Below are 12,746 nucleotides of genomic sequence, written 5' to 3'. Positions count from 1 at the left end.
TGCTGTCCTGAAGGTGTCTGCTGCCCCGGCCCGACCCGGCCCGCGGAGATGAGGCCCGTGAACCGTTCCCGGATCACCACCGCGACGCACCGCCGGATGACCACTGAGCCCCCGCTGCGGCGGGGAAATCTCCTTCCGGCCAGGGCGCTCGTGACCGCATGGTCTCTGCTGGCGCTGATCGCCCTGCTCGCGTGGGTGCTGACCGCCGGGCAGGCGGGGGACATGGGGATCGAGCCGGGGACGATGGGGATGGGCGTCCCCCTCTTCGTACTGCTGTGGCTGCTGATGAAGATCGCCATGATGCTGCCGTCGGTGGCTCCGGTGGCGATCACCTGGGCCCGGGGGATCAGCCGCGGGTCGACGGGGACGGTCCGAGTGGTGCGGATGACCGAGTTCACCGGCGGCTACCTTCTCGTCTGGACGGCGTTCGGGCTCCTGGCGTACGGCGGCTTCGCCGTCACCGGGGACCTCGTCCAGGAGCACCCCGGTGCGGGGCGCTGGATCGGCTTCGTGGCCTTCCTGCTGGCCGGACTCCAGCAGCTCGGGCCGCTGAAGAACGTCTGCCTGCGCCACTGCCGCAGCCCGATGGGTCAGCTGGTGCACTACGCGGGGTACCGGCGCGGCTGGGCACGGGACCTGCGCGTGGGGGCGCACCACGGGCTGTACTGCGTCGGCTGCTGCTGGGGTCTGATGGTGGTTCTGATCCCGTTGGGCGTGATGAACGTCGCGGCGATGGCCGGGGTGGCGGCGGTGATCTTCGTCGAGAAGCTGTGGCGGCTGGGACCGTTGTTCTCCACCGTGGTCGGGGTCGTCCTGCTGGTGTGCGCCGGGCTGGCGCCGTCCCAGGACTGGCTGACGCCGGGCCTGCAGAGCTCGGACTCGCCGATGCACATGAACTGACCGGGCCCGATCGGCCTACGCGCCCATCGCTCGGGCTACGCGGCCCATCGCTCGGCCTACGCGGGTGCGGCGGACTTCGCGCTACGCCCGGCGGCAGGGCGGCCCAGACCGTCGAACCTGAGGAACGGCGGGTCCGCCGGTCGGGGCGTGGCTCACCAGCCGCCCTCCTGCCCTTGCGGATGACGGCCGCCCGGCAGCGGAGCAGGACCGTCACCCGTGGGTCGGTCAGAGCAGGAGCACCTCGTGTTCAAGCCGCCGCCTCAGGCCGCCGCCTCGCTTCCGAAACTCGGACGAGCCTGATCCTGTGGACGCGGCGGGCCGGCGAGCACGCCTTCGCCGCGGCGCAGGACGGCGTACCCGACGCCGATGCCGATGGCCACGGGCCATTCGATGACGTCCGCGGCTCCCAGGACGCCAAGGCCGACATACAGGGGAAGTCCCCGTTTGGCGGGCAGCACCTGGCGGGCGACGGCCACGGGCAGCAGGGCCGCGTTGAGGGCACCGCTCGCCACGCGGTCGAGCGAGGGAAGCGAGGGAACAGTGAGGGTGATGGAGCGCCGGCCCTGGCCGGTCTGCTGCTGATCGGGTGACGACTCCTGCCCGCCGGGTGCCGTGACTCCGCCGGGTGGGGAGGAGCGTTCGCTGGGGTTCGTCATGGCGGTCACGACTCTCACCTCGCTAGAGCTTTCGGTCCGCCGGAGACATATAGGCATGTATTCCCCGAATGCCGCGCCTCATGGTCTGGATGAGACTGGGATTCGTCGGGTTCACCGAACGGAAGCGCTCCGGTGGAGGGAGGTACGGCCCATGTCGCCCCAGCCGTCCTCACCGATGTGGGGCACCTCCCTCCTGGGGCCGCTCGCGTCCGGAGTGGTGTCGGGGGTGACGGCAGGCCTGCGGGGCGCGGCGGGCCTGGTCGGGCATCTGCTGGCGCCGCCGGGCCGCGAGGTGTCCTGGTGCCCCGGACGCTGCTACATCCAGGTGCACGGGGTGCACGGGGCGGAGGGCGCGAGGATCACACGGCGTGTGGAGCGGTCCCTTGAGGAGCATCCGGCCGTTCTGTGGGCGCGCGTGAACGCTCCGTCGGAGCGCGTGGTGGTGGCCGTCGCGTCGCCCCCTCCGGCCGAGAGCGAACTGGTCGAGCGCGTGGAACGCGCGGAGGGCGACCACGCCGCGGAGGCGGACGCCGAGGTGTTCGACGAATGGCGGCCGGAGCCGCACCATCCGGCCGAGGGCACGCCGTCCGCGTCGGTGTCCGCTCTGGCCGCCGATGCCGTGGGTCTGGGCATCGCGACCGCTCGCCGGCTCGCCCCGTGGTTCTCGCTGCCGCCGGAGGCGGCGGCCGTGGCCGCCGCGGTGCAGCGCCACCCGCGGCTGCGCCATCTGGTGCAGGGGCTGGACGGCGCGGCAGAGCGGGCGGATTCGGTCATCCCGGTGGTCAGCGCCCTCGTACAGGGTGTGGCCACCCGCGGTGGCGGCATCGCGCTCGACGTCCTCGAGCGCCTCGCGGGCTGGCGCGAGGCCGGCGCCGAACGCGCCGCCTGGCTGGAGGCCGAGCCGCGACTCGTACGCAGCCCCGAGGAGGCGTCGGCCGAGGCGGTCGGGCGAGAGCGGGCAGGCCCACTGCCGCAGGACGGGGCGGACCGGTATGCGGAGACGTCCATGGCCGCCGGTGCCCTGGCCGGCCTCGCCGTGCTGCCCTTCGCCGGCCCCCGACGCGCCCTGGCCGTCGCCCTGGCCTCGGTGCCGAAGGCACCGAGCGCCGGCCGGGAGGGCTTCGCCACCACTCTCGGCCGGCATCTGGCGCTGCGCGGCGTCGTCACCATGGACCGCACCGCGCTGCGGCGGCTGGGCCAGGTCAACACCATCGTTCTCGACGAGGACGCCCTGCGCGGCAACCGGTACGAACCGGTCGACCTGGAGCTGCTGGGCGGCGCCGACCCGCGGCAGGTGTCCGAGCGGCTGTTCACGCTCTTCGACCCGGACCGGCCTCTGCACGTGAGCAGAGCGGACGGCTGGGTGCTGGGCCCGCTGCCCGAACTCGACCTGGCCGGCAGCAGCGGGCGGCAGGCCGAGGACCGGTTGCGGCGCCGCGCCAGCGAGAAGGTGCTCGGCCTGGCGAAGGGCAGACACCTGCTCGCGGTCGCCGGCCTGGCCACCCCGTCCGCGCCGGGCGCCGAGGCGGTCGCGGCAGCCGCACGACGCGCCGGTGCCCGCGTGGTGGTGGCCTCCGACCGTGACCGCCCGGGCTTCCCGTTCGCCGACACCGTTGTCCCGTCGGGCAGCCGCTTGCCCGCATCCGTACGCGCCCTGCAGGCCGACGGGGCCGTGGTGCTGCTCATCTCCGGCAACCGGCGGGCGCTGGGCACGGCCGACTGCGCGGTCGGCGTCCACGACGGCGACGAGCACACCCCCTGGGGAGCGCATTTCCTGGTCGGGACGGACCTCGAAGCGGCAGGCATGATCGTGGACGCGGTCGGCACAGCAGCCGTGGTGGACCGTGACAGCCACCATCTGGCCGCCGGCGGCAGCGGCGTCGGCGCGGTCGCCGCGCTGCAGTCCGCGGGCCCACGGGCGGTCGCCCGGGCGATGGCCGTGAGCAACACCGCGGGCAGCGTGGCCTTCTGTCTGGGCGTCTGGCGCGCCCGGCAACTCCTGGCCCGTCCCATGACCCCGCCCGTGGCCACCACCCCCTGGTACCTCATGCCGGCCGACCGCGTACTGGAACGTCTGCGCACCCGCCCCGAGGGACTGTCCGCGGACGAGGCCGGCGCACGCCGCAGCGACTCCCCGACGGGCGAGCCGCCGAAGCTGAGCCTGCCGCACGCCTTCGTCGAAGAGCTGGCCAACCCACTGACCCCCATCCTGGCCGCCGGCGCCGCGCTGGCCACAGCGGTGGGATCCCGCACCGACGCCGCGCTGGTCGCCGCGATCACCGGCACCTCCGCCCTGGTGGGCGGCGTCCAGCGGGTACGGACGGAACGCGCGCTCGCGGAGCTCTTCGCCCGATCCGCCATCGGCGCCCGGGTCCGCCGGGGCGGCCGCGAACGGCTCGTCACCGCAGGAGACCTCGTCCCCGGCGACATCGTCGTGCTGGTGCCCGAGGACGTCGTGCCCGCGGACTGCCGTCTGCTGGAAGCCGAAGGCCTCGAAGTGGACGAGTCCTCGCTCACCGGAGAGTCCCTCGCGGTGGGGAAGGACCCCGCCCCCGTGGTCGCCGCCGACATCACCGGCCGCCGCTCCATGCTGTACGAGGGCACCACGGTGTCGGCGGGCCGGGCGGTCGCCGTCGTGGTCGCCGTCGGCGCCGCGACCGAGGTCGGCCGCAGCCTCGCCACCGCCCGGCAGGCCGCACCGGAAACCGGTGTGGAGGCCCGCCTGACGTCCCTCACACGCGCCAGCCTGCCCACCGCGCTCGGCTCCGCGGCGGCGGTGACCCTGTCCGGCGTTCTGCACGGACGGCCGCTGACCGAGAACCTCGCATCGGCGGTCAACCTCGCCGTCGCCTCCGTTCCCGAAGGTCTGCCCTTCCTCGTCAACGCCGCCCAACTGGCGGCAGCCCGCCGCCTGGCCGACATCGGCGCCCTGGTCCGCAACCCCCGCACCATCGAGGCACTCGGCCGCGCCCAGGTGCTCTGCTTCGACAAGACCGGCACCCTCACCGAGGGAAAGCTGCAACTCGCCGATGTCAGCGACGGCGACCGCGCCCTCCCCGTCGACGAGCTGGACACCCGGCGCAAGGAGGTGCTGGCCGCCGCCCTGCGCGCCACCCCGCCCGCCCGTCAGGCCGAACCCATGGCCCACCAGACCGACCGGGCCGTGACCGCCGGCGCCCATCGGGCACGAGTCCCGGCACACCTCGGCGCGCCCCGCTGGCGGCGCAGCGACACCCTCCCGTTCGAACCGGCCCGCGCCTACCACGCAACCACCGGGCACACGTCCCACGGCATCCTGCTCAGCGTGAAGGGCGCGCCGGAGAACGTCCTGACCCGCTGCGACCGCCGCCGGCAGCCGCACGGCGACGTCGTCCCCCTCGACGACGCGGCCGGCCGGGAGCTGACCGGCGCGGCCGAGAGGCTCGCCGGCGCGGGCCGCCGCGTCCTCGCGGTGGCGGAACGCCGCATGGACGCCGGCGAGGACCTCACCGACGAAACCGTGCGCGACCTCGTCTTCCTCGGTTTCGTCACCCTCGCCGACCCCGTACGCACCAGCGCGGCCCCCGCCACGGCCCGGCTGCACGAGGCAGGCGTCCAGACGGTCATGCTCACCGGCGACCACCCGGCCACCGCCGACGCCATCGCCTCCGCCATCAGCGACGTCACCGAACCCAGGGTCTGCACCGGCCCGGACATCGACGAACTCGACGACGACGCCCTGGACGAACTCCTGCCCCACGTGGACGTCATCGCCCGCTGCAGCCCCCACCACAAGGTCCGTATCGTCCAGGCCTATCAACGCCTCGGCCGGGTCGTCGCCATGACCGGCGACGGAGCCAACGACGCCCCCGCCATCCGGCTCGCCGACATCGGCATCGCACTCGGCCGCCGCGGCACCCCTGCCGCGACCGCCGCCGCCGACCTCGTCGTCAGCGACGACCGCCTGGAGACCATCGTCGCCGCCCTCATGGAGGGCCGCGCCATGTGGGCCTCCGTCCGCGCGGCGCTCGGCATCCTCATCGGAGGAAACCTCGGGGAGGTCACCTTCAGCGTCCTCATCTCCGCGCTGACCGGCACCACCCCGCTCAACGCCCGCCAGATCATGCTGGTCAACCTCCTCACCGATCTCGCGCCCTCCCTCGCCATCGCCGTACGCGAACCCGCCGGCCAAACCGGCGAACGGCTCCTCAAGGAGGGCCCGCACCGCTCCCTCGGCACCGCGCTGACCCACGAGATGCTGCTGCGCGGCGCCATCACCGCCACCGGCGCGGCCCTGGCCTGGGGCGCGGCGCGCCTGACCGGCCGGGCACGGCGAGCCGGCACCGTGGCCCTCGCCGCCGTCGTCGGCACGCAGCTCGCCCAGACCCTCGTCACCGGCGGCACCGACCGCAACGTCCTCGCGGCGGGACTCGGTTCCGCGGCCGTTCTCGTCGCCATCATCCAGACCCCCGGCATCAGCCAGTTCTTCGGCTGCACGCCTCTCGGCCCGGTGGCCTGGGGCATCACCCTCGGCGCGATCACCGCGGCATCCCTCCTGGGCCTCGTCCTGTCCCCGCTCATCGCCTCGATGACCGCGCAGGCCGCGGACGGCCAGGAGAAGGACGGCCAGGAGACGGAGACCGACCGACCGGACTCTCCGGCCCAGGAGGCACCCGGCGGCCCCGCGGCCGGCCGGGAGGGGCGGCTACGTGTCCGGCCCCCGAAGCCGGCGCCACGGCCGGGGGCCTGACGCCGGCGACGGAGCAATTCCGCTACGTCCGAGGCTGCCTCGACGCGTCCTTGAAGCGCCCCAGAGCCTTGGTCAGAGCGCTCCTCGGGGAGCTTTCCGGCTTGGCGGCGGTGTCCGCGGGCGGACGCGGCATGCTGTCCGATCCGGTCGCCTCGGCCAGTGCGGCCTGGGCGAGTTCGGCTGCTTCCCGGTACAGGTCACGGGACGCGGTCATGGCGTCGAGCGCCTCCGCGTACTTGGCGACGAGTTCGCGGGCGTGGGCCAACTCCTCCTCCACGGTGAGCAGATGCCAGCGGCGGCGCAGGTTGTCGAGGGCCTGCTCCGCGTCGGGGGTCAGGGCCGGCGGCAGTTGGGCAAAGGCCGTGACCTTCTCGACGAGTTCCGTCGGCTCCGAACCGTCCAGGAAGACGCTGCGGACGGCGAAGCGTTCCGCGTCGTACTCCGGGCTCGCCGTCGCCGTCGGCAGGACCACCGCCCCGCCCCGCGGCACCCGTACATGCAGGTCCCTCATCGCCCAGTTGACGATCTGGAACTGGTCCGGCGCCGCTCGGTGCTCCACCACCCGATGGCGCAGGCTCGGCGGCAGAAAGGGGGTCAGGGGAAGGCGGCCGCGCGCGTCGGGGGTCATCGCCTCGTGGACGACGACGTGGATGTTCCAGCTGGCGTGGGCACAGTCCTTGAGGAGGCGGCGCATCTCCTTGTCGTCGTTCGGCAGCGGATTGGTGGTACGCAGACGCAGGCCCGGTACGGCGTCGTGGTCCCAGGCGATGCGGTCGTCGTCGGGCCAGAACACGGTGGCGGGGGAGGGCCACCGCTGGTCCCAGGTCCGTTCCGCCTTCGCCGCCAGCGCCCACGCGACTGCCTCGCCGTCCCGCTGCCTCCCGGGGGTGTCGTAGGTCGTCAGCTGGGCTCGCACGGTGACGTCGCCGTCCACGCGCCAGCGGGCCTCGAAGAGGCGGCGTGCGGAGGAGTCGGGCGCGGCGGCACTGTCGTGGGCGTCGAGTTGCCGGGGCAGGCCGCCCGCACCGGCGGTGACGGCGTCGGAGGGAGCGAGGTCGAGAAAGTCGTCGATGACCCCAGCGGCCTTGAGCGCGATGAGGTTGCGCCGGACGTCCTGTTCGGGCGAGGGCCCGAGGTGGCGTCCGTGTCCCAGCCATGTGCTGTCGGGGGCGGCGGTCGAGGAAGTACGGGTCTTTGGCATGGATGCGTTCTGTGGGATCGTCGCGGGCGGGCACCAGTATGGTCCCGGATGCCCGGCGGACGATACGGCGCGGGGGAGGGGCCCTCGATTCACCCGCAAGGTCACCGGGCCGGTGTCCCCGCGCCGCTCCTGACGCTCCCGCACATCACGCGAGACCCCGCCCCCTGCCGGGCGAACCTCAGTGGCTTTCCGCGGCGCTTCGTCCGCGCGCCCCCTCGGCTCGCCCGGATGTTGTCATTCCGGGATACCGCCCATCTCGTCGGTTCCGAAGTCCTCCCGGGTGGGCAGTCCGGTCGGCGGCGGCGGGTTCTGGCCGGGCTGCTGCGCGGTCTGGGTCGGCTGCGCAGTGCGGCCGGGCCGGGGTGCCTCGTCGGCGAGGCGGCGGTGGCCTATCTCGATCTTCCGCCGCTGTTCCTGCTGTGTCCGGGGAATGCGGACGGTGAGGACGCCGTCGGTGAGGTCGGCGTCGATGTTGTCGCTGTCGGCCCCGGCGGGCAGGGTCGTGCGGTAGGAGAACTTTCCGGTGCGGCGGCTCAGTACCTTGCCGCGGGTCTCCTCGCTGAGCTCGCCGGTGATGGACAGCTCGTCGCCCTCGACCTCGATGTCGACGTTCTCGGCCGGAATGCCGGGCAGCTCCGCCCGCACGATGTACGTGTCTTCCGCTTCCTCTTCCTCGGCCGTCGGCATCCAGGCGCCGCCACCGGCGGCGGTGGGTGCTGCGGCCTGTTCCAGGAGCCGTCCCATCCGGCTCCACATGTCCTCGAAGTCACCGAACGGATCTCTCCAGGCCGGCCGGCGCTCCTGAGCGCCGCCTCCTCGTCGTATGGGCAGGGTCATGGCCGCCTCCCACGTGGGATGTGCACTCGTGCGCCGGGCGGGTAACCGGCGGCCGGGCTGCTAAACGGCCCCGACCGTGGCATATGGACACCCTGCGCCGGGGTGATCACGGGGCAGGGGCGGGGCAGCCGTGCGTGCGCCGGTCGTGCCCGGTACCGGCGGCTTGCCTGTCAGTGCGCCATGCGCACCTACTCGGGATCGCCAGTCCCTGCCCGGTACGTCTTGGTCCAGGTGGCTCCGCATCGGCAGCCCTGCTGCTCGACGAGTTCGCCCTCTTCGGAGACGGCGATGCCTCGGTTGAGGCGGACGTGCACGTGTTGGCTCATGGGGACCGCTCTTGTCTGGGTGCCGCGACGCGGCGGCTCGTGGGGGTTCCTCATGGTTGCATACGTCGTCGAACGGCCCGTTCCGTCGGATATCACCCGGCGGGCCCTGCGGTCAGCACGTCCTGCTCGACGTTGAGCTCCACGGATTCCGGATCGACACCTGGAAGATCGAACTCGACCAGGACTGCCCGCGGGAATCGTTTGATATTGAACTTGGGTGGGGGCGCGATGTATGTAGATGTGTGGGCACGTATGCCCTTTGCCGTCCCGGGAGGTGAGGGCAGTGGCGACGCGGGGCCAGGACAGTCATTACGCGGTGCTGGGCGTCTCGCCCTCGGCATCGGCGGCACAGATCACGACCGCCTTCCGGAAGCTGGTCCGGACACTGCACCCCGATGTCCGTCCCGATGGCGACCCGGACCGTCGCGACCGGCTGGATCTCGTACTGGCGGCCTACGACGTGCTGCGTGACCCGCAGCGGCGCGCGGAGTACGACGCCCGGCGCAAGGCGACAGCGGCTCGCCCTCCCCGTACGGAGCCCCGGCGCTTCGAGCGCGAGGAGCCACCTGCATACGGCCGCCCGGCCGTGGTCGTCCTCGGCGCTGGGCTGCGACCTCCGCTGCGGGGCGCCTTTGTGCGGGCGGGACCCGTCCGGGTGCGGCCGTACACCGAGTAGATGACGTTCCGCCAGGGGCGTGCGTTCGGGCGAATGGCACACCGAATACGTGGCGTGCGGTGCGTCCGGTGGTACGCGCATGTGCATGCCCCCCAGCTCGCCGGACCCGCAGAAGCGCGCTTCCGGCGCGCTGTCCACCCCGGACACGCCGCGTGTGCCGGACGCGCTGCGGACGGCCGCCGCGTACGCCTGGCGGATCCTCGTGGTGGCCGCCGCCGTCTACGGCGTCTTCGCGCTGCTGGGGCGGTTCCACGAGATCGCGGTGGCCGTGTTCCTGGGCATGGTCGTCACGGCGGTACTCCGGCCCGTGGCCGATCTGGCCGCGCGCTTCCTGCCGCGTCCGCTCGCCGTCGCCGGCTCGCTGCTGGGCAGCATCGCGCTCGTGCTCGGCGTGTTCGCCCTGGTCGGCGAGGCGGTCGCGGGCGAGCGGACCACGCTGGTACGCGAGTTCCGCACCGGCATCGAGAGGATCGAGAACTGGCTGGAGCGGCCACCGTTCCGCGTCGATCCGGAGGCCCTCACCGACATCCAGTCCCGCGTCGGCCGGCTGCTGTCCAGCCACCGGTCGACCGTGGTCAGCGAGGCCTTGAGCGGCGCCGGGCGGCTGGTCGAGGTGCTGACCGTGCTGGCCCTCGCGCTGTTCTGCTCGGTCTTCTTCATCCACTCCGGCGACCGGCAGTGGGGGTGGTTCTGCGGTCAGCTGCCGCCCGCCGCCCGCGAGCGCGCGACTGTCGCCGGCCGGGCCGCCTGGCGGACGTTCACCGGCTACACCCACGGCATTCTCCTGGTCGCGGCCACCAACGCGATCCTGGTGGGCATCGCCCTCTACGCCCTCGGGGTCCCGCTCGCCCTGCCACTGGCCCTGCTGGAGTTCTTCGCCGCGTTCATCCCCCTCGTCGGTTCGCCCATCGCCCTCGCCGTGGCCGCGGTGGTCGCGCTCGCGGCCGAGGGACCGCTGATCGCGGCCGTGGTCGTGGCCCTGATCGTCGTCATCGGGCAGATCGAGGGGCATCTGCTGCACCCGATCGTGATGAGCTGGGCCGTCCGGCTGCATCCCTTGGTCGTCGCGCTGTCGGTCGTGGGCGGGGCGGTCGCCGCGGGCGTGGTGGGTGCCGTCGCCGCGGTGCCCCTGGTGGCCGTGCTCTGGTCGGTGTGTCAGGCGCTCCGTGCGGCGCGCCCGTCCGGCGGGGACGGCTGACAGGGCTCAGGGCACCGCGGCCCCGGGCGCTTCGGATGCGGCCAGGGAGCGGGCCGACGGCATCCTCGCCAGCGCCACAACACCTGCCACCACCAGCGCCACCCCTGCCGCCTGCGGGAGCAGCCACCAGCCGGTGCGGACGTGCTCCTCGAAGAGGAGGATGCCGAGCGCGAGGCTCACCGCCGCGTCGCCGAGCGTGAGCGCGGGCTGGGAGGCGACCAGCGGGCCTGCCTGCATCGCGTGGCCCAGCAGGAACAGCGCGGTGGCACCGGCCGCCGCGAAGGCGTAGGTCTGCCAGGCCGTGAAAAAGGCGCCGATGCCGTGGTCGTCCAGGATGTGCACCGCCTCCTTCATCAGGGCCGCGGTGACGGCGTAACTGATCGCGGTGGCCGTGCCGAGGAAGGCCGCGCGGGCCCGCCCCTCCGGGCGGCGCAGGGCCGCGGCGGCGAGGACGAGGACGACCGCGGCGCACACGGGGAGTGCGACGATCCAGCGGTCCGCCGGCACATCGGTGCGGTTGCCCGACGGCGACGCGGAGGCGAGAGCGATGCCGAGGCCCACCACGACACCGGCCACCGCCACCCAGCCGACGCGGTGCAGGCTCCGGTGCAGCAGCAGCGCCGCAAGGATCAGGGCGAGCGGCAGTTCGAGGACGAAGAGCGGCTGAACGATGGTCAGCGGCCCCGTCCCCAGGGCCACCGCCTGGCAGACGCCCGCGACAACGACGGCGAGCATGCCGGCCAGCCAGACGGGTTGGTGCAGCAGATCGAGCACGAGCCCGGCGCGGAAGCCCTCCGAGCGCGGGACGACGAGAGCTGCTTTGCGCTGCAGCACGGTGGCGAACGCGTTGCTGAGCGCCGCGCAGAGCGCGAAGAGCACCGGCAGCAGGGTGTCCACGGGGTCGGCCTCCGGCAGTCGGGCGTGAGCTGGTGGGCGAGTCGCGGGTGGGAGTGGTCCGCGGTCGGCGCCACGTCCCGGACCCGGCCCGCCTCCCGCCATGGTGCTCACGAGCACGCCGAGCCCGCGATCCGAGCCGGGCTGCAGCATGATCAGGGACGGGGTACGCGACCGGGGCGGGCTGCGGACCTCATGGCTGGGGACGGCGTGCGCCGGGAGGGGTGGGCGGCGGGTGTTCCCCGGCCTGACGGACCCGTGGCGGCGGCCGGCCCGCCGGGCCGGTGGTGTCCAGCCTCGGGCCACCGCCCGAGGGCGTCGGTCCATTCCCATACCGACCCGCACAGCCGGCGGGCCTGTGCTTGCCACTGCCATGGCAAGCTGCTGCAGCCCCGGTCGGCCCCAGGCCCCATATGCCGCCGGCTACGGCCGAGACCGGCTCAGGTACTCGGCGATGCGGTTCCCCCACGTGAGGATGTCGGTGCGCGTCTCGGACACGTGGAGTTCGGCACGCGGCAGCAGACGCGCCAGCGTTTCAGCGGTCGACAGCGGGTGTCCCGGGTCGCCCGCCCAGCCGAGGACCAAGGTCGGCTGACCCAGCGTGGCGACCGCGGTGGGGGAGGGCAGGTCGGACCGGGCAAGGCCCCGCAGGATGGCGGGAAGCAGCCCCGCAGCAGGCGTCGGCGGGAGCTGCGGAACGTCGGCCACGACGGCCGGACGCGGTTGCTGCGCCCTGGTGGCGAGCCAGGCGTCCAGTCCCTCCCGTTCGACGGTGTCAGCGGACTCCCAGTTGGCCCGCGCATGGGCCTCGCGTGTCGTCCAGGCCGTCGGCGGGATGAGCAGAACCAGCCGTGAGAACCGGTCGGGCGTGAGCGCAGCGGCGTGCAGCACGGTGCCGCAGCCCATCGACGCCCCCATGGCGGCGACAGGCTCCGTGGCGTGCAGGTGATCGAGCAGGGCGAGTAGATCCCAGGCAAGCGACGGATAGGTGTAGTCCGTGTCCACGGGGTCTCCGGTCGACCGGCCGTGCCCCCGGGCGTCATAGCGGACCAGGCGCTGCCCCGCCGCGACGACCGGTGCCCAGGGGAACAGCCCCATCCGGTCCTCGGCGGCCTGACTCACGAACCCGCCGTGCGCGTAGACGGCAAGAGGGCCCTCACCGGCATCGTCGTAGACCAGCTCGGCCCCGCGATGCCTGAAGCGGCCCTCCCTGATCATGCGTCCGCCCACCGCCCTCACGGCCGCGCGACCCGACGCGCACAGGCCATCGCCCGACGAGCGGACAATGGCATCGACGCCGTCGGCCCGACGACGGGTAGGTGTTCGCTC

Annotated in this window: 10 protein-coding genes; 4 read left to right on the top strand and 6 right to left on the bottom strand. The window is 73.5% G+C overall.

The window, feature by feature from the left end:
• The first annotated feature begins 96 nt into the window (after window positions 1–96).
• The gene (locus tag ACF08N_RS26970) at window positions 97–900 is read left to right on the top strand and encodes a DUF2182 domain-containing protein (RefSeq protein ID WP_392327390.1); all 804 of its coding nucleotides are present in this window, start codon (window positions 97–99) and stop codon (window positions 898–900) included.
• Between the two features lie 260 nt (window positions 901–1,160).
• On the opposite strand, the gene ACF08N_RS26965 is transcribed toward ACF08N_RS26970, so the two are convergent.
• The gene (locus ACF08N_RS26965; protein WP_392327271.1) at window positions 1,161–1,565 is read right to left on the bottom strand and encodes a hypothetical protein; all 405 of its coding nucleotides are present in this window, start codon (window positions 1,563–1,565) and stop codon (window positions 1,161–1,163) included.
• A gap of 142 nt (window positions 1,566–1,707) precedes the next feature.
• Here ACF08N_RS26965 and ACF08N_RS26960 point away from each other — a divergent pair, with 142 nt between their 5' ends.
• Window positions 1,708–6,285, top strand: a complete 4,578-nt coding sequence (locus tag ACF08N_RS26960; protein ID WP_392327270.1) for an HAD-IC family P-type ATPase — start codon at window positions 1,708–1,710, stop codon at window positions 6,283–6,285.
• Window positions 6,286–6,307: 22 nt separating this feature from the next.
• Here ACF08N_RS26960 and ACF08N_RS26955 read toward each other — a convergent pair whose 3' ends face one another.
• The 3 genes from ACF08N_RS26955 to ACF08N_RS26945 all read right to left on the bottom strand — a co-directional run bounded on the left by ACF08N_RS26955 (window position 6,308) and on the right by ACF08N_RS26945 (window position 8,649).
• On the bottom strand, window positions 6,308–7,486 hold the full coding sequence (locus tag ACF08N_RS26955) for a hypothetical protein (protein WP_392327269.1): 1,179 nt from the start codon (window positions 7,484–7,486) through the stop codon (window positions 6,308–6,310).
• A gap of 234 nt (window positions 7,487–7,720) precedes the next feature.
• The gene (locus tag ACF08N_RS26950) at window positions 7,721–8,323 is read right to left on the bottom strand and encodes an Hsp20/alpha crystallin family protein (RefSeq protein WP_392327268.1); all 603 of its coding nucleotides are present in this window, start codon (window positions 8,321–8,323) and stop codon (window positions 7,721–7,723) included.
• Window positions 8,324–8,511: 188 nt separating this feature from the next.
• Window positions 8,512–8,649, bottom strand: a complete 138-nt coding sequence (locus tag ACF08N_RS26945) for a hypothetical protein (protein WP_392327267.1) — start codon at window positions 8,647–8,649, stop codon at window positions 8,512–8,514.
• A gap of 283 nt (window positions 8,650–8,932) precedes the next feature.
• On the opposite strand from ACF08N_RS26945, the gene ACF08N_RS26940 reads away from it, so the two are divergent.
• Complete coding sequence (locus ACF08N_RS26940; RefSeq protein WP_392327266.1) at window positions 8,933–9,325, top strand: J domain-containing protein; 393 nt, start codon at window positions 8,933–8,935, stop codon at window positions 9,323–9,325.
• A gap of 85 nt (window positions 9,326–9,410) precedes the next feature.
• On the top strand, window positions 9,411–10,523 hold the full coding sequence (locus ACF08N_RS26935; protein WP_392327265.1) for an AI-2E family transporter: 1,113 nt from the start codon (window positions 9,411–9,413) through the stop codon (window positions 10,521–10,523).
• A gap of 6 nt (window positions 10,524–10,529) precedes the next feature.
• Here ACF08N_RS26935 and ACF08N_RS26930 read toward each other — a convergent pair whose 3' ends face one another.
• On the bottom strand, window positions 10,530–11,420 hold the full coding sequence (locus ACF08N_RS26930; protein WP_392327264.1) for a DMT family transporter: 891 nt from the start codon (window positions 11,418–11,420) through the stop codon (window positions 10,530–10,532).
• Between the two features lie 420 nt (window positions 11,421–11,840).
• Window positions 11,841–12,635, bottom strand: a complete 795-nt coding sequence (locus tag ACF08N_RS26925; RefSeq protein WP_392327263.1) for an alpha/beta fold hydrolase — start codon at window positions 12,633–12,635, stop codon at window positions 11,841–11,843.
• Window positions 12,636–12,746 lie beyond the last annotated feature (111 nt).

This window comes from Streptomyces sp. NPDC015127, from assembly GCF_043080095.1.
In the GTDB taxonomy this organism is placed as follows: domain Bacteria; phylum Actinomycetota; class Actinomycetes; order Streptomycetales; family Streptomycetaceae; genus Streptomyces.
Note: the sequence above shows the minus strand (reverse complement) of the source record. Positions and strands in the feature narration are given on the sequence as shown.